The 22,866-nt window shown below is 63.0% G+C and carries 22 protein-coding genes; 13 read left to right on the forward strand and 9 right to left on the reverse strand.

The genetic code is table 11. The features are described from left to right. Positions 1–9: 9 nt before the first annotated feature. The 11 genes from LC343_RS16120 to LC343_RS16170 all read left to right on the forward strand — a co-directional run bounded on the left by LC343_RS16120 (position 10) and on the right by LC343_RS16170 (position 12,554). Positions 10–963, forward strand: a complete 954-nt coding sequence (locus LC343_RS16120) for a branched-chain amino acid ABC transporter permease (protein WP_223478336.1) — start codon at positions 10–12, stop codon at positions 961–963. Between the two features lie 5 nt (positions 964–968). After that, entirely contained in the window at positions 969–2,045 is a 1,077-nt protein-coding gene (locus tag LC343_RS16125) for a branched-chain amino acid ABC transporter permease (RefSeq protein ID WP_223478187.1), read from the forward strand. Between the two features lie 70 nt (positions 2,046–2,115). Continuing rightward, positions 2,116–3,414, forward strand: coding sequence for an ABC transporter substrate-binding protein (locus tag LC343_RS16130; protein ID WP_223478188.1), 1,299 nt, complete (start codon positions 2,116–2,118; stop codon positions 3,412–3,414). Between the two features lie 68 nt (positions 3,415–3,482). Then, on the forward strand, positions 3,483–4,307 hold the full coding sequence (locus LC343_RS16135) for an ABC transporter ATP-binding protein (protein WP_223478189.1): 825 nt from the start codon (positions 3,483–3,485) through the stop codon (positions 4,305–4,307). Positions 4,308–4,336: 29 nt separating this feature from the next. After that, on the forward strand, positions 4,337–5,581 hold the full coding sequence (locus LC343_RS16140) for a phenylacetate--CoA ligase family protein (protein WP_223478190.1): 1,245 nt from the start codon (positions 4,337–4,339) through the stop codon (positions 5,579–5,581). A gap of 93 nt (positions 5,582–5,674) precedes the next feature. Beyond that, positions 5,675–7,174: a CoA-acylating methylmalonate-semialdehyde dehydrogenase gene (locus tag LC343_RS16145; RefSeq protein ID WP_223478191.1), complete on the forward strand. Its 1,500-nt coding sequence runs from the start codon at positions 5,675–5,677 to the stop codon at positions 7,172–7,174. A gap of 3 nt (positions 7,175–7,177) precedes the next feature. Beyond that, positions 7,178–8,320, forward strand: a complete 1,143-nt coding sequence (locus LC343_RS16150) for an acyl-CoA dehydrogenase family protein (RefSeq protein WP_223478192.1) — start codon at positions 7,178–7,180, stop codon at positions 8,318–8,320. Position 8,321: 1 nt separating this feature from the next. Next, on the forward strand, positions 8,322–9,362 hold the full coding sequence (locus LC343_RS16155) for an enoyl-CoA hydratase/isomerase family protein (RefSeq protein WP_223478193.1): 1,041 nt from the start codon (positions 8,322–8,324) through the stop codon (positions 9,360–9,362). A 13-nt stretch (positions 9,363–9,375) separates the two neighbouring features. Beyond that, the gene (gene mmsB / locus LC343_RS16160) at positions 9,376–10,263 is read left to right on the forward strand and encodes a 3-hydroxyisobutyrate dehydrogenase (protein ID WP_223478194.1); all 888 of its coding nucleotides are present in this window, start codon (positions 9,376–9,378) and stop codon (positions 10,261–10,263) included. Positions 10,264–10,283: 20 nt separating this feature from the next. After that, complete coding sequence (locus LC343_RS16165) at positions 10,284–11,519, forward strand: acyl-CoA dehydrogenase family protein (protein ID WP_223478195.1); 1,236 nt, start codon at positions 10,284–10,286, stop codon at positions 11,517–11,519. Between the two features lie 3 nt (positions 11,520–11,522). Continuing rightward, entirely contained in the window at positions 11,523–12,554 is a 1,032-nt protein-coding gene (locus LC343_RS16170; RefSeq protein WP_223478196.1) for a phosphotransferase family protein, read from the forward strand. A 40-nt stretch (positions 12,555–12,594) separates the two neighbouring features. Here the strand turns inward: LC343_RS16170 and hpaH are convergent, their stop codons facing one another. Genes hpaH through LC343_RS16205 form a run of 7 tightly spaced genes read right to left on the reverse strand, consistent with a single transcriptional unit; the run spans position 12,595 to position 19,489 of the window. Continuing rightward, positions 12,595–13,401: a 2-oxo-hept-4-ene-1,7-dioate hydratase gene (hpaH, locus tag LC343_RS16175; protein WP_223478197.1), complete on the reverse strand. Its 807-nt coding sequence runs from the start codon at positions 13,399–13,401 to the stop codon at positions 12,595–12,597. Further along, on the reverse strand, positions 13,398–14,261 hold the full coding sequence (locus LC343_RS16180) for a fumarylacetoacetate hydrolase family protein (protein WP_223478198.1): 864 nt from the start codon (positions 14,259–14,261) through the stop codon (positions 13,398–13,400). Before LC343_RS16180 ends, hpaH begins: the two co-directional genes overlap by 4 nt. Next, on the reverse strand, positions 14,254–15,675 hold the full coding sequence (locus LC343_RS16185; protein WP_223478199.1) for a pyridoxal phosphate-dependent decarboxylase family protein: 1,422 nt from the start codon (positions 15,673–15,675) through the stop codon (positions 14,254–14,256). Before LC343_RS16185 ends, LC343_RS16180 begins: the two co-directional genes overlap by 8 nt. 8 nt (positions 15,676–15,683) lie before the next feature. Then, positions 15,684–16,664 (reverse strand): 3,4-dihydroxyphenylacetate 2,3-dioxygenase, encoded by a 981-nt coding sequence (gene hpaD, locus LC343_RS16190; RefSeq protein ID WP_223478200.1) that lies wholly within the window; start codon positions 16,662–16,664, stop codon positions 15,684–15,686. Positions 16,665–16,695: 31 nt separating this feature from the next. Then, complete coding sequence (gene hpaD, locus LC343_RS16195; RefSeq protein WP_223478201.1) at positions 16,696–17,550, reverse strand: 3,4-dihydroxyphenylacetate 2,3-dioxygenase; 855 nt, start codon at positions 17,548–17,550, stop codon at positions 16,696–16,698. A gap of 36 nt (positions 17,551–17,586) precedes the next feature. Further along, complete coding sequence (gene hpaE, locus LC343_RS16200; protein WP_223478202.1) at positions 17,587–19,098, reverse strand: 5-carboxymethyl-2-hydroxymuconate semialdehyde dehydrogenase; 1,512 nt, start codon at positions 19,096–19,098, stop codon at positions 17,587–17,589. Positions 19,099–19,102: 4 nt separating this feature from the next. Continuing rightward, on the reverse strand, positions 19,103–19,489 hold the full coding sequence (locus LC343_RS16205) for a 5-carboxymethyl-2-hydroxymuconate Delta-isomerase (RefSeq protein WP_223478203.1): 387 nt from the start codon (positions 19,487–19,489) through the stop codon (positions 19,103–19,105). 119 nt (positions 19,490–19,608) lie between these two features. On the opposite strand from LC343_RS16205, the gene hpaR reads away from it, so the two are divergent. Then, positions 19,609–20,067, forward strand: a complete 459-nt coding sequence (hpaR, locus tag LC343_RS16210) for a homoprotocatechuate degradation operon regulator HpaR (protein WP_223478204.1) — start codon at positions 19,609–19,611, stop codon at positions 20,065–20,067. 69 nt (positions 20,068–20,136) lie between these two features. After that, positions 20,137–20,787, forward strand: a complete 651-nt coding sequence (locus LC343_RS16215) for a GntR family transcriptional regulator (RefSeq protein ID WP_223478205.1) — start codon at positions 20,137–20,139, stop codon at positions 20,785–20,787. Positions 20,788–20,817: 30 nt separating this feature from the next. On the opposite strand, the gene LC343_RS16220 is transcribed toward LC343_RS16215, so the two are convergent. Next, positions 20,818–22,032 (reverse strand): glycosyl hydrolase family 8, encoded by a 1,215-nt coding sequence (locus LC343_RS16220; RefSeq protein WP_223478206.1) that lies wholly within the window; start codon positions 22,030–22,032, stop codon positions 20,818–20,820. Between the two features lie 95 nt (positions 22,033–22,127). After that, positions 22,128–22,841, reverse strand: a complete 714-nt coding sequence (locus tag LC343_RS16225; RefSeq protein WP_223478207.1) for a type 1 glutamine amidotransferase — start codon at positions 22,839–22,841, stop codon at positions 22,128–22,130. Positions 22,842–22,866 lie beyond the last annotated feature (25 nt).

Raw genomic sequence — 22,866 nt, forward strand, 5'->3', positions numbered from 1 at the left:
AACGGGCTGATGGCCGGCGTGATGTATTCGCTCGTCGCGCTCGGCTTCGTCCTGATCTTCAAGGCGTCCGGCATCTTCAATTTCGCGCAGGGCGTCATGGCGCTGTTCGCGGCGCTGACGCTGGTCGGGTTCCAGACCGGGCAGGTTCCGTTCTCGCATCTGATCAACGCGATCTTCGGGACGGATATCCATCACTGGGGCGGCGGCATGCCGACGATCCTCGCCATTGTGCTGGCGATGGGCGTGATGGTGCTGCTCGCCTTCCTGCTCGAACGGTTCGTGCTCAAGTACCTCGTCAACCAGGAGCCGATCATCCTGTTCATGGCGACCATCGGGCTTGCCTATTTCCTCGAAGGGCTGGGCGATCTGATGTGGGGCGCCGACATCAAGCGGATGGATGTCGGGCTGCCGTCGGGAGGCTCGTTCTGGTGGGAGGACCTCACCCGCGCATGGGCTCCGGCGGATGCGGATTATTACGGGATGTATATCGACACGCTCGACGTCTCGGCCGCCATCATCGCGGCGATTCTCGTGACCGGGCTGACGCTGTTTTCGCAATATACGGCGACTGGCCGGGCGCTGCGCGCAGTCGCCGACGATCACCAGGCGGCCTTGTCGGTCGGTATCTCGCTTCGCCGCATCTGGGTCATCGTCTGGTCGCTGGCGGGCTTCGTTGCTCTTGTCGCCGGCATTCTGTGGGGCGCGAAGTCCGGCGTGCAATTCTCGCTGTCGCTGATCGCGCTCAAGGCGCTGCCGGTGCTCATTCTCGGCGGGTTCACCTCCATTCCCGGCGCCATCGTCGGCGGGCTCATCATCGGGGTCGGTGAAAAACTGGCCGAAGCCTATGTCGGGCCTTTGGTGGGCGGAGCCATCGAGAACTGGTTCGCCTACATGCTGGCGCTCGCCTTCCTGCTGTTCAGGCCGCAGGGCCTCTATGGCGAAAAAATCATCGAGAGGATCTGAGCCCAATGCTTTACCGCGAGGCCGGTGATTTCAAGACGACATACCGGGAGGACAACCAGACCTTCCCGATCAAGTCGGAACGCTATCTCTTCTGGGGCGCGATGCTGATCGCGTTCTGCGTGGTGCCCTTCTTCGTCAATTCCTATTGGGAAAAATCGGTCCTGGTGCCGTTGCTCGTCTGGTCGCTGGTGGCGCTCGGGCTCAATATCCTGACGGGGTATTGCGGGCAGGTCTCGCTCGGCACCGGCGCGTTCATGGCCGTGGGCGCGTTTGCCTGTTACAAACTGATGACCGCCTTTCCGGGCATGAGCATCTTTTTCGTGGTGATCCTTTCGGGCGGCGTCACGGCGCTGGTCGGGATGCTGTTCGGCCTGCCGTCGCTCAGGATCAAGGGCTTCTATCTCGCGGTCGCGACCCTTGCCGCGCAGTTCTTCCTGATCTGGGTCTTCAACAAGTTCGCGTGGTTCTACAACTACTCGGCGTCCGGCCAGATTACGGCGCCGGAGCGCACGGTCTTCGGCATCATCGTCACCGGTCCGAACGCGGCGCCATGGGCGACCTACCTGTTCTGCCTGACATTCCTTTTCATCTTCGCGTGGCTGGCGCGAAATCTGACGCGCGGCCGGATCGGCCGGTCATGGATGGCGATCCGCGACATGGATATCGCGGCCGAGATCATCGGCGTCGAGCCGTTGCGGGCCAAGCTGTCGGCTTTCGCCATGTCGTCCTTCTTCATCGGTGTTGGCGGAGCCCTGTTCTTTTCGGTCTATCTGGGGGCCGCCGAAGTCACCGAGGCGTTCGGCATCGACAAGTCGTTCCTCGCCCTTTTCATGGTCATTATCGGCGGGCTCGGCTCGATCCTCGGGTCGTTCCTAGGCGCGGCTTTCCTCGTGCTTATGCCGGTTTTCCTGAAGAACCTGTTCGTCGGATCGCTCGGATGGCCGACCGATGTCGCCGCGCATATCCAGATCATGCTGATCGGCGGACTGATCATCTTTTTCCTCATTGTCGAACCGCACGGGCTCGCTCAGCTCTGGCGGCTGACAAAGGAGAAGCTGCGCCTCTGGCCGTTCCCGTACTGACGGGCGCGATCGCGGCGCAAACCCTTTTTCGGAAGGGAGGAGAATGTCGAAAAACCGGAGGAGTTACGACATGAGACTGACGAAAATCGCAACAGTCGCGGCGGTCGCCGCGATGATGGGTGCGGGACCGGCCCTAGCCGACCTCGTGTTCCCGTCTCTCAGCTACCGCACCGGACCCTATGCGCCGAACGGCATTCCGTTCGCCGACGGTTACGCGGACTATCTGACGCTTATCAACGAACGCGATGGCGGCGTCGGCGGGGTCAAGATCGACAATCCCGAGTGCGAAACCGGCTACAATACCGAAAAGGGTGTCGAGTGCTACGAGTCGACGAAGAATGTCGGCACCGGCGCGCTGATCTACCAGCCGCTCTCGACCGGCATCACCTATCAGCTCATTCCCAAGGTGACGGCCGACGGCATTTCGCTGCACTCCATGGCCTATGGCCGTACATCGGCGATGAACGGCAAGGTGTTCAAGTGGGTGTTCAACTATCCGGCCAATTACTGGGACGGCGCGACCATCGCCGTGCATCATGCGGCCGACATGGAAGGCGGCAGCCTCGAGGGAAAGTCGATCGCGCTCGTCTACCACAACTCCGCCTATGGCAAGGAGCCGATCCGCACACTTGAGGAAATGTCCAAGGAGATGGGCTTCAAGCTGACGCTTATTCCGGTCGACCATCCGGGCCAGGAACAGAAGTCGCAGTGGCTTCAGATCCGCCGCGAACGTCCGGACTATGTCTTCATGTGGGGCTGGGGCGTGATGAACTCCGTGGCCATCCAGGAAGCGGCGAATATCCGCTATCCGATGGATCACTTCATCGGCATCTGGTGGTCCGGTTCCGAGCAGGACGTGCTGCCGGCGGGCGATGGCGCCAATGGCTACAAGTCGCTGAACTTCACGGGCGTCGGCACCGATTACCCGGTCTTCGACGACATCCAGAAATATGTCGTCGATGCGGGCAAGGCAGCCGGTGACGGAACCAATCTCGGTACGGTCCAGTACAACCGCGGCATGTATGCGGCGATGCTTGCCGTCGAAGCGGCCAAGAAGGCCCAGGAGCTTGCGGGCCATGCCGACATCAATGCCGCCGAGATGCGCGACGGCATGGAGGCTCTGGACGTGACCGACGCGACGCTCGAAGCGCTCGGCATGCCGGGCTTCGGCCCGACGGTCAGTGTCGATTGCGCGAACCATGGTGGTTCGGGCGCGGCGCTCGTCCAGCAGTGGGATGCATCGGCCAAGACGTGGAACGCGGTGACGGAGTTCATGCCGTCCGACCGTGAACTCGTCACCAAGCTGGCGATGGAGGATTCGGAGGCCTTTGCCGCCGAAAACAATATCGAACCACGCGCCTGCGAATAGGCCCAGCCTGAAACACCGGGACCGGCGTTTGTCGCCGGTCCCATCCAACCCTTTCCGGACGAACCGCCATGCTGCAAAAGGCCGAAGAAACCGCACCCCTTCTCGCGGTCAACAATATCGAGGTGATCTACAACCACGTGATCCTCGTGCTGAAAGGCGTATCGCTCAGCGTGCCGCGTGGCGGGATCGTCGCGATTCTCGGCGCGAACGGAGCCGGCAAGACGACCACGCTGAAGGCGATCTCCAATCTGTTGCGCGCCGAGCGCGGCGAGGTGACCAAAGGCACGATCATTTTCGACGGGGCGGAGATCCAGGACCAGTCGCCGTCGGATCTCGTGCAGCGCGGATGTATCCAGGTCATGGAAGGCCGCCATTGCTTCGGCCATCTGACCATCGAGGAAAACCTGATGACGGGCGCGTTCACGCGCAAGGACGGGCGCGGCGCGATCGCCGCCGATCTCGAGATGGTCTACGATTATTTTCCGCGGCTGAGGGAGCGCCGCAAGAGCCAGGCCGGCTATACGTCCGGCGGCGAACAGCAGATGTGCGCGATCGGCCGCGCGCTGATGTCCCGGCCGACCACAATTCTCCTGGACGAGCCGTCCATGGGGCTGGCCCCGCAACTGGTGGAAGAGATCTTCGAGATCGTGAGCAATCTCAATACCAAGGAAGGGGTGACCTTCCTGCTTGCCGAGCAGAACACCAACATCGCGCTGCGTTACGCCACCTATGGATACATCCTGGAATCGGGCCGTGTGGTGATGGACGGCGAGGCGAAGGACCTGCGTGAAAACGAGGATGTGAGGGAATTCTATCTCGGCATCGGCGGTGAGGGCCGGAAGTCCTTCCGCGATGTCAAACACTACAAACGACGCAAGCGCTGGCTTGCCTGAGGGCGGCGGCGAAATCGACGGGCAGTACCATGAGCGAGTATTTCGACGAACTGGAAACGCGCGATACCGAAGTGCGCGAGCAGGCGCTGTTCGAACGTCTGCCGCATTTCCTCGCCGCCGCGGTGGCGGTCACGCCGGGATGGCGAAAACGGCTTGCCGACGTCGACTTGAAAGCCGTGTCCTCGCGCGAAGCACTGGCTGCACTTCCGGTCCTGCGAAAGCCGGAGCTGATGGAAGCACAGGCCGCCGAGCCGCCATTTGGCGGGTTCGCCGATCCGACGACGCTTGACGGCAGCCGCGTCTTCATGTCGCCTGGTCCGGTGTGGGAGCCGCAACCGCCCGGGCTCGACCCCTGGCATTGTGCGCGCGCTTTCCATGCCGCGGGTATCCGCAAGGGCGATCTGGTGCACAATGCGCTTTCCTATCACATGACGCCGGGCGGCTTCATCCTCGACTCCGGTGCGCGTGCGTTGGGCGCGCGCGTCTTTCCGGCCGGCGTCGGCAATACCGAGCAACAGGTCGAGGCGGCGGCATTTTTGAAGCCGGATGCCTATGCCGGTACGCCGGACTACCTGAAGGTGATGCTCGACAAGGCTGACGAGACCGGCCACGACCTGTCGTCGATCAGGAAGGCGCTTGTTTCGGGCGGAGCGCTGTTTCCTTCGATGCGTGCGGACTATGCCGAACGCGGCGTTGCAGTCATGCAGGCCTATGCCACCGCCGATCTCGGCGTGATCGCATATGAATCGATGCTCGACGGTCAGCCGTTGCCGGGCATGATCGTCAGCGAGGACATGATCGTCGAGATCGTGCGACCGGGAACGGGCGAACCCGTGCCGGCGGGCGAGGTGGGCGAACTCGTCGTCACATCGTTCAACGCGGCCTATCCGCTGATCCGTTTCGGAACGGGCGACCTGTCGGCCGTTCTGGACGAGCGGTCTCCATGCGGACGCACGAACATGCGTATCAGGGGATGGATGGGGCGCGCCGACCAGCGGACCAAGGTCAAGGGCATGTTCGTCGATCCGAAGCAGGTCGATGCGGTGGTCAAGTCGGTGCCCGGCATCGCGCGGGCCAGGCTCGTGGTCGATCGTGCCGGAGACGGCGACGCCATGACGCTGATGGTCGAGGCCGCGCCGGGCGCGTCGCCCGATGTCGAGGCCTTGAGCAACGCGCTGATTGCCCATACGAAGCTGAAGGGGGCGGTGGAAATCGCTTCCGGGCTGGCCAATGACGGCAAGGTGATCGACGACCGGCGGGACTATTCGAAATAGGACAAGGCGTTCCGGCGCCGCAGTCCCATACCGGCCTTCCGGAGCGGGCAGCGGCTTGCCCGGATACGGGACACAGATCGAAAGGGAGGAAACATGCGCGAGATCGGGCATTTCATCGGCGGCAAACGCGTGGCCGGCACGAGCGGCCGTTTCAGCGACGTCTACAATCCGGCGACCGGCGAGGTCGAGGCGAAGGTCGCGCTGGCCAGCGGCGCTGAACTGAATGCGGCTATCGAAAACGCCAAGGCGGCGCAACCGGACTGGGGGGCGACCAATCCGCAGCGCCGCGCGCGTGTCCTGATGAAATTCGTCGATCTTCTCCATCGCGACATGGACAAGCTTGCGGAAGCTCTGTCGCGCGAGCATGGCAAGACTTTGCCGGACGCCAAGGGAGACGTGATCCGTGGGCTGGAAGTCGCCGAATTCTGCATCGGCGCGCCGCATCTCCTGAAGGGTGAATTCAGCGAGGGCGCGGGCCCCGGCATCGATATTCATTCCGTTCGCCAGCCGCTCGGCGTGGTGGCGGGTATCACGCCGTTCAACTTTCCGGCGATGATCCCGATGTGGAAATTCTGCCCGGCGGTCGCGGCTGGCAATGCATTCATCCTGAAGCCTTCGGAGCGCGATCCGTCCGTGCCGATGATGCTGGCCGAACTGATGCTCGAAGCAGGCCTGCCTGCCGGGATCCTCAATGTCGTCAATGGCGACAAGGAAGCCGTCGATGGCATTCTGGACCATCCGGACATCGAGGCTGTCGGTTTCGTCGGATCGACGGCGATCGCCGAATATGTCTATTCGCGCGGCTGCGCTGCGGGCAAGCGGGTGCAGTGTTTCGGCGGGGCGAAGAACCACATGCTGATCATGCCCGATGCCGATCTCGATCAGGCCGTGGATGCGCTCGTTGGCGCAGGCTATGGCGCGGCGGGCGAGCGTTGCATGGCCGTCTCCGTGGCGGTGCCGGTCGGCGAGGAGACGGCGGACCGGCTGATGGAAAAGCTCACGCCGCGTGTCGAGAACCTCAAGATCGCGCCCTACACCGCCGGCGATGACGCCGATTTCGGGCCGCTGGTCACCAAGGCGGCGCATGACCGGGTCAAGGGCTACGTGGACAAGGGCGTGGAGGAAGGCGCCGATCTCGTCGTCGACGGCCGCGATTTTTCCATGCAGGGCTACGAGGACGGCTTCTTCATCGGCGGCTGTCTCTTCGACAACGTCACCAAGGACATGACGATCTACAAGGAAGAGATCTTCGGTCCGGTGCTTTCCGTCGTGCGCGCCAAGACCTACGAGGAAGGGCTCGATCTCGCGATGAGCCATGAATATGGCAACGGTGTCGCGATCTTCACGCGGGACGGCGATGCGGCCCGCGATTTTGCGGCGCGCATCAATATCGGCATGGTCGGGATCAACGTGCCGATCCCGGTGCCGCTCGCCTACTACACGTTCGGCGGCTGGAAACGCTCGGGCTTTGGCGATCTCAACCAGCATGGGCCTGACGCATTCCGCTTCTATACCAGGACCAAGACGATCACGTCGCGCTGGCCGTCCGGCATCAAGGACGGCGCGGAGTTTGTCATTCCGACGATGGGCTAGGCGATGAATTTCGAGCTGACGGAAGAACAAAGCGCCATCCGGGAGATGGCGCGCGCCTTCGCGGATGACAATCTCGCACCGAAGGCGATCGAATGGGACGAGACGGGGCATTTTCCCGAAGATGTCGTCCGCTCCGTCGGCGAATTGGGGCTTGCCGGCATCTATGTTCGCGAGGATGTCGGTGGCTCCGGCCTTGGCCGGCTCGACGCGGCGCTGATCTTCGAGGCGCTGGCGCATGGCTGCCCCTCAATCGGCTCCTTCATCTCGATCCACAACATGGTCGCCTGGATGATCGACCGTTTCGGCACCGAGGAGCAGCGGCAGGCCTGGTTGCCGAAACTGTGCGCGATGGAGCTGATTGCGTCCTATTGCCTGACCGAGCCGGGCGCCGGGTCCGACGCGGCGTCGCTCAAGACGAAAGCCGAGCGCGACGGCAATGGCTGGCGGCTGAACGGCGCCAAGGCCTTCATCTCGGGCGGTGCGTATTCCGACCTCTATCTGGCCATGGTGCGCACCGGCGGTGACGGGCCCGGCGGCGTTTCGGCGATGCTGGTCGAGGACGGCACGCCCGGTCTCTCCTTCGGCGCGAATGAACGAAAGATGGGTTGGCGCGCGCAGCCGACCGCGCAGGTTCAGTTCGACGACTGCAAGGTGCCGGCGGACCATCTCCTCGGCGAGGAAGGCAAGGGATTTCGATATGCCATGGCGGGCCTCGATGGCGGCCGGCTCAACATCGCGGCAAGCGCGCTCGGCGCGGCGCAATCGGCGCTGGACAAGGCGCTTTCCTATGCGAAGGACCGCAAGGCGTTCGGCAGGCCGATCGCGGATTTCCAGTCGCTGCAGTTCAAGCTTGCGGACATGGAAACCGAATTGCAGGCGGCGCGCATCTTCCTCTACCAGGCGGCGTCGAAGCTCGATGCCGGTGCGCCGGATGCGACGAAGCATTGCGCCATGGCCAAGCGTTTCGTCACCGACACCGCCTTCAATGTTGCCAACGAGGCGCTGCAAATTCATGGCGGTTACGGCTATCTCGCCGATTTCGGCATCGAGAAGATCGTTCGCGATTTGCGCGTGCACCAGATTTTGGAAGGCACCAACGAGATCATGCGCGTGATTGTCGCGCGCCAGATGCTGGCGGAGAACTGAGGTGAGCATCGACGAGGATATCGATATCCGTGAGGCCGGGCGCTGCGGGCGGATCACGCTGACCCGGCCAAAGGCGCTGAATGCCCTGAGCTACGAGATGGCGATGGCGGTCGACGGTGCGCTGGACCGGTGGGGCGATGGCGGCGCGGTCGATCTCATCCTTGTCGATGCGGAGGGCGACCGGGCTTTTTGCGCCGGGGGCGATGTCGCGGAACTCTATCGATGCGGTCTGGACGGCGATTATTCCTACGGTCGAAAGTTCTGGGCGGACGAGTACCGGATGAACGCCAAGATCGGCGAGTGCGCCGTTCCCTATGTCGCGATCATGGACGGAATCGTGATGGGCGGCGGCGCCGGGATTTCGGTGCATGGCACGCATCGCGTCGTCACCGAACGCTCGATGATCGCCATGCCGGAAAGCGCCATTGGCCTGATCCCCGATGTGGGCTGTTCGCTGCCTCTGGCGCAGGCTCCGGGACATCTGGGCGAGTTTCTGGCCATGACCGGGTGGCGGATGAATGGCGCCGACGCGATCCATGCGGGCTTCGCCGATATCGAGGTCGCTTCGGCCGATCTTGCCGAACTGAAGTCGCAACTTGAGAAGACAGCCGATCCGACCGCGATCGGCGCATTCGCGCGCGACGGGAGCGAAGCGACGCTCGCGCCCCATCTCGATGCGATCGACCGGCATTTCGGCCAGGAGACCGCGCTCGACTGCCTGTTGTCGCTGGAGGCCGATCCGTCGGATTTCACCCGGAAGGCGGCGGAGATGATCCGCCGGGGCTGCCCGCTTTCCGTTGCATGCTCATTCGATCTGGTTCGAAACGCGCGGACGCTGGCGAGTGTCCGGCAAGCGCTCGTCCACGAATACCGGTTCACGTTCCGCGCGATGTCGGACGGAGATTTCCTGGAAGGCGTGCGGGCGCAGGTGATCGAGAAGGATCGCGATCCGAAATGGCAGATCCGGCGGCTGGAGGATGTGTCGCGGGCAAAGATCGACGCCACGCTCGCGCCGCTCGGAGATGACGAATTGGAAATCTGAGGGAGGAGACCGCATGAGCAGGATCGCATTCATCGGCCTTGGCAATATGGGACTGCCGATGGCCGTCAATTTGGCGAAGGCCGGTCACGAATTGCATGTCTTCGACACGGTCGCCGCGGCTGTCGAGAGCGCCAGGACGGAAGGCATGATGGCCGCCGCGAGCGCGGCGGACGCGGTTGCCGACGTCGAGATCATCGTCACGATGCTGCCGAACGGTCCGATCGTGTTGAAGGTCTTCGAGGATATCGTACCGGCGGCGCAGAAAGGCGCGGTGATCATCGATTGCTCGACGATCGACGTTGCAAGCGCAAAGAAGGCGCATGCCATGTCCGAAGCCGCCGGCCTTCTGCCCCTCGATGCACCGGTCTCGGGCGGGATCGCGGGTGCTGCAGCCGGGACGCTCACCTTCATGGCGGGGGGCTCGAAGGAGGCTTTCGCCAAGGCCGAACCAGTATTGAGCGTCATGGGCGGCAAGCTGGTCCATTGCGGTGGGGGCGGGGCCGGACAATCGGCCAAGATTTGCAACAACATGCTGCTCGCCGTCTCGATGATCGGGGCCTGCGAATCCTTCGCGCTGGCCGAAAAACTGGGCCTGTCCGCGCAGGCGGCCTACGACGTGATATCGACCTCTTCGGGCTTTTGCTGGTCGGTCAACAAATACTGTCCGGTTCCCGGCATCGGCCCCGAAAGCCCGGCGGATAACGACTACAAGCCGGGCTTCGCGGCCGAACTGATGCTGAAGGATCTCGGTCTTTCGCAACAGGCTGCGGGAGAAACGGGGCAAGCGACCCCGATGGGCGAACACGCCATGCATCTATACGAAACCTTCCTGAAGGAAGGCGGTGCCGGCAAGGATTTCTCGGGTATCATCGAATATCTCAAAACGGCCGCGCGCGGCTGACGGGAAACAGGGAGGAACGCATGAACCTCGGTATGTCCGACAGGGTCAGGCCGCTCGTCGAGCGGGTCCGCGCGATGATCGAGGACGAGATCGCGCCGCTCAGTGACGAATACGAGGCCGAGGTCGGGCAGCATCCTTCGGGAGACAGGTTCGCGCATACGGACCGGCAACTGGAAATCCTCGACGAACTCAAGACGAAAGCCAAGGCGCGTGGTCTGTGGAATTTCTGGCTGACCGACAGCGAGAAGGGCTATGGCCTGACGACCGTCGAATACGCCTATCTTGCCGAAGAGATGGGCAAGGTCGACCTGGCGGCCGAGGTGTTCAACTGCTCGGCTCCCGACACCGGCAACATGGAGGTCCTCGAACGTTACGGCAGCGAGGCTCACAAGGCGCGCTGGTTGGCGCGGTTGCTCGAAGGCGAGATCCGTTCAGCCTATCTGATGACGGAGCCGGGCGAGGCGTCGTCCGATGCGACGCAGATCGCCATGGCGGCGCGGCGCGACGGCGATGCATGGATCCTGAACGGCGAGAAATGGTGGGCGAGCGGGGCCGGCGATCCGCGCTGCGCCGTCTATATCGTGATGGCCTGTACCGATCCGGATGCGGACAAACACAGCCGCCATTCCATGTTCGTCGTGCCCGCCGACACGCCGGGCATCGAGGTGCTGCGGCCGATGCATGTCTTCAATCACGACGACGCGCCGCATGGGCACATGCATATCCGGTTCTCCGATGTGCGTGTTGCCGCGGAAGACCTGATCCTCGGCGAGGGGCGGGGCTTCGAGGTTGCGCAGGGACGGCTCGGGCCGGGACGCATCCATCATTGCATGCGGGCAATCGGACAGGCCGAAAAGGCGCTGGAACTGCTCTGCCGCCGTGCGCTCGGGCGTGAGGCTTTCGGGCGAAGGCTCGCCGATCTCGGCGCGAATTACGACATCATCGCCAATGCGCGCATGGAGATCGAGCAGGCGCGGCTGCTTTGCCTCAAGGCGGCCTGGATGATGGATACCGAAGGAACGCGCGCCGCGCAGCCCTGGATCAGCCAGATCAAGGTCGTCGCTCCGCTGATGGCGCTCAAGGTCATCGACGAGGCCATGCAACTGCATGGCGGCGCCGGGATCAGCCAGGATTTTCCATTGGCCAGGATGTGGACCCGGGTGCGCACGCTCCGCTTCGCCGATGGGCCGGACGCGGTTCACCGACGGCAGGTGGCGCGCATGGAACTGCGCAAATATTCGAACGCCAAGGTCTGAACCGTGCCGCACGCCTCGGCGCAGCTCGACACCGACGCGATCGCCGCCTGGCTGACGGCCAATCTGCCGGGCTTTCGCGGCCCGGTCACGGCCGAGAAGTTTCCGAGCGGCCAGTCCAATCCGACGTTCCGGCTGGAGACGTCCGGCGGGACCTATGTGCTGCGGCGGAAGCCGCCCGGCACGCTGCTGAAATCGGCGCATGCGGTGGACCGGGAGTTCCGTGTCCAGAAAGCGCTGGCACAAACCGACGTACCCGTCGCGCGGATGCATGTGCTTTGCGAGGACGACAGGGTGATCGGGTCGGCCTTCTATGTGATGGAGGAGGTGCATGGACGCAATTTCGACGATCCGCGCCTTCCGGGTGTCGATCGCGCCATGCGCTCCCGCATCTATGACGAGATGAACCGTGTGCTCGCCGCGATCCACCGGGTGGATATCGACGCGGCCGGGCTGGGCGATTTCGGTGCGTCGGGGAATTATTATCGACGCCAGATCGATCGCTGGTCGAGGCAATATCGCGCAAGCGAGACGGAAGAAATCCTCGACATGGAAGCGCTGATGGGATGGCTCGATGCGAACGCGCCGGAAGATGACGGCCGGCGCGCGCTGGTGCATGGCGACTACCGGATCGACAATCTGCTTTTTGCACCCGACGGTCCGGAATGCCTGGCCGTGATCGACTGGGAGCTCTCGACGATCGGCCACCCTTTCGCCGATCTCGCCGCCATGATCATGCAATGGCGCTTGCCCGCCGGCGCGGAGGCGCGGGGCCTTGCAGGCGCCGATCGCGAGGCGCTTGGCCTGCCGTCGGACGAAGCGTTTGTCGAGGCCTATTGCCGGCGAATGGGGATCGCGGCGATCGACAATTTCGGCTTCTATCTCGCCTTCAGCTTTTTCCGCATGGGTGCGATCCTGCAGGGGGTGAAGAAGCGCGCGCTTGATGGCAGCGCGTCCGATCCGAAACGCGGCCTGAGGCTCGGTGCCTATGTTCCGCAATTTGCCGCTTACGGACTGGATGCCGCGCAAAACGCATGATGCGGATGTCGGTTCATGATGCCCGCCGGGTCAGTCGCCTTCAGGCGAAGGCGCAGGAGACGCTACCGAACGGGCCGAAATCCGCGTGGATTTCGCTGCCCTGCGGGCATTCGACCGGTCTTATGAATGAGCCCGACAGAATGATCTGCCCCGGCTCTATCGCCTGTCCATACAAGGCCATGCGATGCGCCAGCCAGACAATGCCTTTGACCGGATCGTTGAGCACGCCGGCGCCAAGGCCGGTTTCCTCCACCTCGCCGTTGCGCGAGACGATGGCGCCGGCCCAGCGCAGATCGAAGGCGTCCACGGCGTGTTTCTCATTGCCGAGCACGATGCCGGCATTGGCGGCATTGTCGGAAATCGTGTCGCAGATCTTGCGCGTCGCACCGGTTTCCGGGTCGGCGCGAAGGATGCGGGTGTCGAGGATTTCGAGCGAGGGCGCGACGTAGTCGGTGGCGGCGATCACGTCGTCTCGCGTGACGTCGGGCCCCGCGAGCGGCGCCTTCATGACGAATGCGATTTCGGCCTCGATGCGCGGCTGGATGTACCGACCGGCGGGCACTGTCGCGCCGGTGTCGAACAGCATGTCGTCGAAGAGGACGCCGCTGTCGGGGATGTCGATGTTCAGAGCGGACTGCATCGCCTTCGAGGTGAGACCGATCTTCCAGCCGATCACCGTACGACCGGCGTCCAGCTTGCGGCGGACCAAAGCGGCCTGAACGGCATAGGCGTCGTTCATCGACATGTCGGGATGGCGTTTGGTCAAAAGCCCGATCTGTGCGCGCGCCTCGTCAGCCAGGAAAAGGTCATTGGCGGCGTTTTCGATCTCGGTTTCGCTGAGGCTCATATCTCGTCCGCCACGCCGTTTGACAGAATACCGATTCCCTCGGCCTCCACTTCGACCACGTCTCCGGGTTTCAGAAACAGGGGCGGATCGAAACGGGCGCCCGCGCCTGTCGGCGTGCCGGTGACGATGATATCGCCGGGAACCAGCGTGGTGAAGGTCGAGATATAGGCGATCTGCCGGGCGACCGGGAAGAGCATCCGGCCGGTCTGGTCGTCCTGTCGCGTCTCGCCATTGACGCGGGTGGTCAGGTGGACATCGACGATCTGGGATGGATCACGGAAAGGCACCAGCCACGGCCCCATCGCGCCGGACGAATCGAAGTTCTTGCCCTGCGTCACGTTGAACTTTGCATGGCGCACCCAGTCGCGCAGCGTCCCCTCGTTGCAGAGCGTCAGCGCGGCGATATGACCGAGCGCCTCGTCCTCGGGAATGTGACGGCCGCCGCGGCCGATGACCACCGCGATTTCACCCTCGTAATCGAGCTTGTCGGACGCTTTCGGCCGGATCAGCGGCCGGTCGTGTCCGGTGAAGGATCGCGGGAAGCGCACGAAGAGCGACATGTTGGGCGGCGCGTCCTGGCCGTCCTTGTACTCGGCGTTGCGGTCCGGGAAGTTGACGCCGACGCAGATAATCTTTTCCGGTGCCGGCACCGGGATCTCGTACCGGAAACTCCCGGCGTCATGCGTCACCGGACGGCCCTTCGCCGCCTCGACAAGCGTTTCGAGCGCTCCCGCCTCGATCACCTCGCGAAGGGTCGGCCATTGCGGGAAGTCCGGCGACAGCGCGATCATGCCGCCATCTGTGACGGCGCCATAGAAGCTCTGGCCACCGGCCGAAACGGTTGCGATGCGATCAGCCATGCGGCATCTCCAGATTGCGGGCGATTTCGACGATGACATCGCCGGCGGTTTTCACGTCCTCCTCGGTTGCAGAGAACGCTCCGACGGTGAAACGGATCACGAGAGCGCCGTCGACGCGGGTCTGTGTCAGGTAGATGCGGCCGTCGTCGTTGATCGCCTGGACCAAAGCGAGGTTGAGTGCATCGGGTTCCGCGCCGTCGCGCATGTAGCGGAAGGAAAACAGTGAGAGGACCGGATCGGTCACGATCTCGAAGTCCGGTTCGGCGCCCAACCGCCTGGCGAGCGCTCCCGACCAGTCGACGTGATTGCGGATCATTTCGCGCAGGCCGTCGAGGCCGTAGGCGCGGACAAGGAACCAGATCTTGAGCGCGCGGAACCTTCTGCCAAGCGGCACCGACCATTCGGAATAGTTGATGATGCCCTCGGCGCCATGGGTCTTCAGATATTCCGGCTGGATCGCCAGCGTGCGCACGAGATCGTCCGGCGAGCGGATGAAGTGTGCCGAACAGTCGAACTGCGCGCCGAGCCATTTGTGCGGATTGAAGACGACGGAATCGGCATCTTCGATACCTTCCCAGTAATGACGGAATTCCGGGCAGATCATTGCCGCGCCGGCCCAGGCCGCGTCGACATGGACGTAAAGGCCGTGTTCGCGCGCCACCGGCATGATCGCGGTCAGGTCGTCCATAGCGCCGACGCCGGTGCCCCCGATACAGGCGATGATGCCCGCCGGCAGGAAACCGTCCGCGATGTCCGCGCGGATGGCTTTGTCGAGCGCGTCGGCGTCCATGCCGCGGTTTGCGCCTGTTGCCGGAATGCGGCGCAGATTTTCCTCGCCGATCCCGGCAACCCATATAGCGCGGTCGATGGAGGTGTGGACCTCGCGGGAGCAATAGACGCGGAGCTGCTTCTGGCCGGCGAGGCCGGACGTATTGCCGGCCCAGCCGAGCGCTCTTTCGCGCATCGTCAACACCGCGGCGAGCGTGGCCGAAGATGCGGAATCCTGGATGACGCCGGCAAAGCCTTCCGGCAGGCCGATCGCCTGACGCAGCCAGTCGAGCACGACCGTTTCCATCTCGGTCGCGGCAGGGGAGGTCTGCCACAGCATGCATTGGGGCGCGACGGTGGAGACGAGATACTCGGCGAGCACCGATGCGGGCGCGGCATTGGCGGGGAAATAGGCAAAGAAGCGCGGATGCTGCCAATGCGTGATGCCGGGCATCACGATTGTCTCGAAATCGGCGAAGATTGTCTCCATCGACTCGGCGGCATCCGGCGGCGATACGGGCAGGGCGGCCGCGACTTCACCTGGCTTCGTCTGCGCGCGGACCGGTCGGTCGCGGAGGCCTTCGTGGTAATTGACGGCCCAGTCGGAGACCCTGCGGCCCCATTGTGCGAAATCGCTCCAGCGCATGATGTCTCCTACGGCGCGACGATGGGTTGGGCGGCGAGGCTCGGCTCGAGCACCTCGGTGCCTTCGAACAGACTGCCTTCCTCGAACCAGGAACGCGGCGCGGGCGCGCCCCACAGTGTCTGGCGCTGCGGATCCTTCAGATCCCACTTGATCGGCTCCAGATCGGGATCGACCGTCTGGTAGTCCGAGCAATAAATCTCGATGCGGTGACCGTCGGGATCGCGAATATAGAGGAAGAAGGCGTTGGAGATGCCGTGGCGCCCCGGACCGCGTTCGATATTGGAGACCCAACCCGTTGTCGCCATCAAGTCGAGCAGGTCGATGATGTTGAGCGGGGTCGGCACCCAGAAGGCGGTGTGGTGCAGGCGCGGGCCGCGGCCATTGGTGAAGGCGATGTCGTGCACGCCGCCCTTGCGGTGCGTCCATGCGGCCCAGAGCCGGCCGGTCTCCTCATCGGCGGTGTATTCGGTCACCCGGAAGCCGATCTCGTTATAGAAGGCGACGGATTCATCGACATTCGGCGTGAAGCAGTTGAAGTGATCGATACGCAGCGGCTTCACGCCCTTGTAGAGCTTGTATTGCTGGTGGATCGGCGGCAGCCGGTCCATACGCGAATAGAATTCCAGCGGGATGCCATGCGGATCGCGGGTGCGGAAGGTGCGCGACTGGTAGGGGCGTTCGACCCACTCGACGGGCAGGCCCTTGCCCTTGAAGAAATGCTCAGCCTTGTCGAGGTCTTCCTCGTCGAAGACCTTGAAGCCGAGATCGCGAGCGACGGCGGTTTCGCCCTTGCGCAGCACGATGCAGTGATGCCCGCGTTCCTCCATGGCGCGCAAATAGATCGTGTCGGCGTCCTCGTCGGTCACCTGCAGGCCGAGCGTATCGACGTAAAAGGCGCGGCTTTTCGCGAGATCCGTAACCGCGAGTTCGACATGCGACAGGCGCACGATGTTGAAGGGCGGATAGAGGACAGGTGCGGGTATCGACATTGATTTTCTCTTCGAATGAACTCGCCGCGTTTCAGGTGACGGGGAAGATCACGTTGGTCTGCCCCGTGCCGGAGCTCGGGAAGTACTCCGTGACAACCTCGCATTTGCCCTTATAGGCGTCCCAGCCGAGCGCGCCATAAAGCATCGCCGTATCGTGCATCGAGCCTTCGCCCGAACAATGGTGCGCGTAGTCGCCGAGCATCTTCAGGAAGGTGGCGTGATCGCCGCGTTTCCACATGTCCAGCACCATGAGGTCGACCTGACGGTTGAACTCGGACGAGATCGTGAAGGTGCCGTTGTTCGGCTCATAGTCCTTGTTCGACCAGATCTTGTGGGAGAGCGAGCCGGAGGCGAGGAGCAGAACTTTGGAGTCGCTGGCATCGACGGCGGCGCGGATCGCTTCGCCGACGGTGCGACTCTCGTCATGGTCGTGGACGGTGCAGAAGGCCGAGACCGAGACCACTTTCATGTCATGCTCGCGGCTCATGAAATGCATCGGAACCAGCGTTCCATATTCGAGATCGAGCGAATCGAGGTGATGGGAAAGCGTGTAGACGCCGAGATCTGTCGCCTTCTGCGCAATGGCGTCGCCCAGTTCGGGGTTGCCCGGATGGTCATAGGGCATGTCGCGGATGAACTGCGGAAACTCGCTGGAGGTCAGCAGGCCCTTGAAGCGGTGATTGGCATTGATGTGGAAGCCGGCATTCACCAGCCAGTGCGTATCGCAGATCACCGCCGTGTCGGCGCCGAGCGCCTTGGCGCGACGGGCGATTTCGAGATGGCCGTCGATTGCCGGCTGGCGTTTGCCCTTGATCGGCCCGTCCTGTTCCGACATCTGCAGCGTCGGCACATGCGTGACCTTGGCGGCCAGTACGATTTCACCCATTTTCGCGCCTCCCCGTTGGGTTTGTTCGGTTGCTAATCACTTACCGAGCTGCGGGATGTGATGCTGGCCGGTGGCGAAGCCGATATGCTTCTGCTCCATGTAGAATTCGAACGACCAGTCCCCGCCGTCGCGGCCGATGCCGCTCGCCTTGACCCCACCGAAGGGAGTCGGCAGATGGCGCACATTCTCCGAATTCACCCAGATCATGCCGGCCTCGAGCTTGTTGGTAAAACGCAGCGCTCGCGTCAGGTCGTTGGTCCAGACATAACCGGTCAGGCCGTAATCGACGCCATTGGCGATCTCCAGCGCTTCGTCCTCGTCGGTGAAGGTGATCGCCGTGAGAACGGGCCCGAAGATCTCTTCCTGCGCGATGCGCATGTCCGGCTTCGCGCCGGTAAACAGCGTCGGCTTGACGAACCAGCCCTTGTCGCCGGTCGCTTCGCCGCCGGCGGCGATGGTGGCCCCGTCGGATTTCGCGATATCGAAGTAGGACGTGACCTTGTCGAGATGGGTCTTGTGGATCAGCGGACCGATTTCGGTTGCGGGATCGAGCGGGTGCCCCACCCTGATGCGGTTGACGCGCTCGACCAGCTTCTTCTGGAAGTCTTCGGCGATGCTTTCCTGCACCAGCAGCCGCGAGGAAGAGGTGCAGCGCTCGCCATTGAGCGAGTAGATCATGAAGATCGCGGCATCGAGTGCGCGGTCGAGATCGGCGTCGTCGAAGACGATGACAGGGTTCTTGCCGCCAAGTTCGAAATGGACCCGTTTCAGGGTGTCGGCACCCTGTTTCATGATCATCGAGCCGGTCTTCGATTCGCCGACGAATGCGATGGCCTTGATGTCGCGATGCTCGGTCAGCGCCTTGCCGGCCTCCTCGCCGAAACCGTTTACGAGGTTCCAGACACCGGCGGGCAGACCGGCCTCCTCGGCGATTTCCATCAGGATGCGGGCGGTGACCGGCGAGAATTCGGCCGGCTTGTGGACGACCGTGCAGCCGGCGGCGAGCGCCGGCGCGATCTTCCATGTCGAGAGCATGAAGGGCGTGTTCCAGGGCGTGATGATGCCGACCGGACCGATCGGAACGCGCGTGGTGACATTCATCAGGGTCGGCGAGGGAAGCGTCTGGCCGTCACGGGCGGATGGTGCGCGGTCGCCGAAAAACCGGAAATTCTCCGCGCCACGCAGGGCTGCCTTGGACATGAAGCGATGCGCCTGGCCGGTATCCCAGCATTCGGCGATGGCAATCTCGTCGGCGCGCGCGACGATGCGGTCGGCGATGCGGTGCATGATCTTCTTGCGGTTCGAGGCATCGAGATCGCGCCAGGCGGGAAAGGCCTCCTTTGCCGCTTTCGCGGCCGCATCGATATCTTCCGCGCCGCCCCGCGCCACCTTGCAGATCAGGCTCTCGTCGACCGGCGAGTGATTGTCGAAAGTCGCGCCGGATGCCGCGGGACGGGCCTCGCCACCGATCTGGTTGAGGATGCCGTCCTGTCTGAAACGGGCAAGATAGGTCTCGAGTTTTTCGAGGTTCTGTTCGAGCGAGGACAAGAGGTCAGCCTTCCTTCAGATGGTCTCTGATCGTGTTCAGTTTCGGACTCAGTTCCGGGTCGATGTCGCGCATCTCCATCGAAAGCGCCATGGGACGCGAGGCGAGCGCAGGCGCGAGGAACTCTCTTGCCGCGGCGAAGAGGCGCTCCGTCGCCATCTTGCGGGCCTCGAAGCTGCGTCCGCCGCGCAGGCGCACCGATATGTCGATATAGCCGTGACGGGGGTCGCCGTCGGCGATCGCCACATGATCGGCACGGAATGCGCGAACCCGAATGCCCGCCATTGGAAAAACGCCGGTCTCGATGCCGGTCTTGCGCAGCAATTCGCACAGGGCGGCGATATCGACTGCTTCTTCGAGATTGCCCGAATAGTCGATGGCGATATGCGGCACGGACCCCTCCCAGGTCGTCAATATAGTTAACTTGTTAACTTCATGGGCGTGACGAGTCAAGTGACCTTGGGTGAAGATGGATATTGCACTTGCGCGCTCCGAAAGGCACAAGGTCTGACATGGACGAACAAGAAAGTGACGGTGTGAAGCGGGTTTCCATTTCGACGGAAAAGTCGCTTCCGATTGCTCTCTTGCGCGCCCGCGAAAGCGTTATGGGTCCGATCCGCTCGATGCTGGCCAATGCGGGTGTCACCGAACAGCAGTGGCGGGTGCTGCGGGTCCTCGACGAAAATACCAGCATGGATCCGACGGAAATCGCCGAGCGGTCCTGCCTGTTGCTTCCGAGCCTGACGCGCATTCTCCAGACCCTTGGCGAAAAAGGCTATGTCGACCGTTCACCGCATCCGACCGACGGGCGGCGGCTGAGGATCACGATCACGCCGTCGGGCCGGAGATTCATCGCGTCCAACATGGCCGAGAGCGAGCGGATCGCCGCGCGCCTGGAAAGCCATCTCGGCAAGGACAAGATGGAGTTGCTGCTCGATCTCCTGAACGAACTTGACGGCTTGCGGCTCTGACATCCGGTTCCGCTTTTTGCGCAGGCGTTATATATATACTAGCCGACGCAGAATATTCAGGACTATCCAATGGCCGGCCAGACGGACACGGTAATCGACGCGATACTGACTGCCATCGATGACGGCGAGATCGGTCCGGGCGAGGTTATCGACGAACAGGCGCTGATCGCGAGGCACGGCGTTTCGCGCACGCCAGTCCGCGAAGCGCTGATCCGGTTGGAGACCGCCGGCCTCGTGCAAAGGCATGCCCGCAGGGGCGCGGTGCTGTTCAAACCGACGCTGGAGGAATTTCTTGGCATCATCGAGGTCCATGCGCGGCTGGAGGCGCAGGCGGCAGGCCTTGCCGCGCGCCGGCTGACGCCCGGTCTCGCCAAGGAGCTGGAAGATATCGTTTCGGCTTGCGAAGCGCATGCGAAGGAATACGGCAGCAGCCGGCCGGAGGACTATTACCGGCTCAATCTTGGCTTTCACGAGGTGCTCGCACGGGCTTCGGGCAATCCCTTCCTGATCGACCTGATCAAGATGAACGCGCGAAAGCTGATGGGCTATTACCGCGCGCGCTACCGCTATCCCGGTTCGGTGGAGGCCTCGGCGAAGGAGCACCGCGATATCGCGGAACTGGTCACCGCGCACAGGCGCGAGGAAGCGGAGGCCGCGATGGAGAGGCATTTCAACTATGACCGGGGAACGGTCATGGACCTGTTGGCCGCTGTCGGTTAGCTGGGGACTAGCCGGATTGTCCGGCCGTCGTCAGTCCTGGCTATGCGCATTTTCCTGCCATTGTCCCGATAGTTCGATCATCGCCAACAGTTTGAGCGTATTGCCGTAATAGTCCTCATCCGCGAGGGGAATGGCGGTGAGCGCGTACCAGAGGGCATCGATCCAGCGTTGATCTGCGTCGTGATCTTCGCTTCCAGCGATCGCTGCGGCGGCGAACATTGCCAGGAAGGCGGCCGAGCCGGTGGATTGATCTTCCGGGATTCTGCCGTCGAGCCGGTATGTGGTCGCAATCCGGAGCGGGTCTCCTGCCGTCGCATTGCGGATCCAGCGATTGATCAAGACGAGATGCGCGGCTGCGCGTGCGTCGCCTGTCTCGAGAAGATCAAGTGAAAGCCGCCAGGGAAAGCGAAGCGCGTTCCACGAAAACTGGCCGTCGCCCGCCCCTTCCAGCAAGAACGGATTTGCGGGCCTGGGGTTCTCGGGAAGTCCCACCAGAAAGTCCGGCACCAGACCGGTCTCTTCGGCGTAGTCCCTGGAGATGCGCCCCCAAACGGCATAGCCGCGATCGCGAATGGCTGTCCAACGGGCGGACAAGTCTCCCGTTGCGCTCGAAAAGACCGCGAAACTCGCCGGCATGAAGTCGGATGAGCGCGAGCTTTGCGCAAATTCCTCGTCCGTTGCCCAATCGCCCAGCCGCATCATCGCGTCATCGGTGACGTCACGTTCCAGAATTGCCCTTTGCGCCACGTCGAAGTCTTCGCCATAGCCGCCCCACAGCCTGTCGGCCAGATGCAGGGCCAACGCCGTATCAAGATCGCCGTCCGTTGCCGACATCTCCCCGCCATCCGGGGCATCTTCGCAGTCCCTTGTCTGATTCCAGGCCATCAGCCCCGGACCGGAGGCAGCCTCGTGTGCGCCATAAAACGCGGCCATTCCCGCGAATTGCTCCCGCGCCGCAGGGTCGCGCGACGCCATTTTGACGAGCGCGAGCATGCCGTATCCATGCGCCTCGGAAATTGTGAGTGTGCTGGTGCTGCTGCCACCCCAAGTCATCTTCCCATCACCAGAAGTATCGACATATGCGCCGCCGCACCCTTCGCGCAAATAGGTCCTCTTCCAATCGGCCCAGAACGTGTCCAACGCCGTCAGTCGATCGGCCTGCGGCAGCGACGGGAATAAGGGGTGGGCCTGAAGGTGCACTTGCAGGATTAAACACCATGCGAGAACGAGAGCGATGCGGATCAACAGACGGATTCCTGCCAAAGGGACTGTGCCGGATGCTGTTCTTCCACGCAATGACACACAATTCGTCATTGGTCTCAAGCAATAGGTGGGACCGGTCAGCGCGCTTCGGTCGTGGAGAATGCGGTCGCCTGTTCGAAAAAGCGCGCGATTGTTTCCGCGAAGTTCTGGTAATCGGCTCTATCGGAGAGCGAGGCGCGCGCTTGCGTGACGACGTCTTTCGGCAATTTGCCGGCATATTCCTCGATGAGTGCGGCCACGAAATCTGACGACATTTCCGGGTGGTTCTGGGTCGTGAAGACTCTATTGCCGATCGCGAAGCCGCCGACCGGACAGGCCGCCGATGCGAGCAGGACGCGGGCACCCTCGGGCAAATCCGTCACCTGCTCGATATGCGCGCCATACTGCGCGATCTGGTCGCCGACGGGTTCCATCCATGCGGGTCGATCCATGACATCCGACCTGGTCAGGCCGAAGACCCATCCTCCCGGATTGTGTTCAACCTTGCCGCCAAGCGCCAGCGCGATGGCCTGATGGCCGAAGCATGCGCCGAAAAGCGGGATTTTGCGTGAAACGATCTCGCGGATCGTCGCGAGCAGCCGATCGATCCAGTCGGCGCCATCATGCACCGAGGCGGGGCTGCCGGTGATGATGAAGCCATCGAAGGCCGCAAGATCGTCGGGAAAGACGCCGTCCTTCACGGAATAGGTTTCGCAGCGCCAATCCGGGCGTGCGCTATGGATCAGCGCGGCGAATTTTTCGCCGTCTTTCGGATGCGCTTGCGCGAAGGCGCTCTCATCCGTGTTGGTCATCAGGATCGCGAGGTGCACGGTCGGC

This window comes from Oricola indica (assembly GCF_019966595.1).
In the GTDB taxonomy this organism is placed as follows: Bacteria; Pseudomonadota; Alphaproteobacteria; order Rhizobiales; family Rhizobiaceae; genus Oricola; species Oricola indica.

What these genes read in the sequence shown, in the direction of transcription:
- LC343_RS16130 (WP_223478188.1), top strand. Translation starts at nt 2,116, where the DNA reads ATGAGACTGACGAAAATCGCAACAGTCGCGGCGGTCGCCGCGATGATG.
- hpaD (WP_223478200.1), bottom strand. Translation starts at nt 16,664, where the DNA reads ATGTCGATACCCGCACCTGTCCTCTATCCGCCCTTCAACATCGTGCGC.
- hpaD (WP_223478201.1), bottom strand. Translation starts at nt 17,550, where the DNA reads ATGGGTGAAATCGTACTGGCCGCCAAGGTCACGCATGTGCCGACGCTG.
- hpaH (WP_223478197.1), bottom strand. Translation starts at nt 13,401, where the DNA reads ATGAGCCTCAGCGAAACCGAGATCGAAAACGCCGCCAATGACCTTTTC.
- LC343_RS16135 (WP_223478189.1), top strand. Translation starts at nt 3,483, where the DNA reads ATGCTGCAAAAGGCCGAAGAAACCGCACCCCTTCTCGCGGTCAACAAT.
- LC343_RS16215 (WP_223478205.1), top strand. Translation starts at nt 20,137, where the DNA reads ATGGCCGGCCAGACGGACACGGTAATCGACGCGATACTGACTGCCATC.
- LC343_RS16140 (WP_223478190.1), top strand. Translation starts at nt 4,337, where the DNA reads ATGAGCGAGTATTTCGACGAACTGGAAACGCGCGATACCGAAGTGCGC.
- hpaR (WP_223478204.1), top strand. Translation starts at nt 19,609, where the DNA reads ATGGACGAACAAGAAAGTGACGGTGTGAAGCGGGTTTCCATTTCGACG.
- LC343_RS16145 (WP_223478191.1), top strand. Translation starts at nt 5,675, where the DNA reads ATGCGCGAGATCGGGCATTTCATCGGCGGCAAACGCGTGGCCGGCACG.
- LC343_RS16180 (WP_223478198.1), bottom strand. Translation starts at nt 14,261, where the DNA reads ATGGCTGATCGCATCGCAACCGTTTCGGCCGGTGGCCAGAGCTTCTAT.
- mmsB (WP_223478194.1), top strand. Translation starts at nt 9,376, where the DNA reads ATGAGCAGGATCGCATTCATCGGCCTTGGCAATATGGGACTGCCGATG.
- LC343_RS16150 (WP_223478192.1), top strand. Translation starts at nt 7,178, where the DNA reads ATGAATTTCGAGCTGACGGAAGAACAAAGCGCCATCCGGGAGATGGCG.
- LC343_RS16120 (WP_223478336.1), top strand. Translation starts at nt 10, where the DNA reads ATGGCCGGCGTGATGTATTCGCTCGTCGCGCTCGGCTTCGTCCTGATC.
- LC343_RS16225 (WP_223478207.1), bottom strand. Translation starts at nt 22,841, where the DNA reads ATGACCAACACGGATGAGAGCGCCTTCGCGCAAGCGCATCCGAAAGAC.
- LC343_RS16165 (WP_223478195.1), top strand. Translation starts at nt 10,284, where the DNA reads ATGAACCTCGGTATGTCCGACAGGGTCAGGCCGCTCGTCGAGCGGGTC.
- LC343_RS16185 (WP_223478199.1), bottom strand. Translation starts at nt 15,675, where the DNA reads ATGCGCTGGAGCGATTTCGCACAATGGGGCCGCAGGGTCTCCGACTGG.
- LC343_RS16125 (WP_223478187.1), top strand. Translation starts at nt 969, where the DNA reads ATGCTTTACCGCGAGGCCGGTGATTTCAAGACGACATACCGGGAGGAC.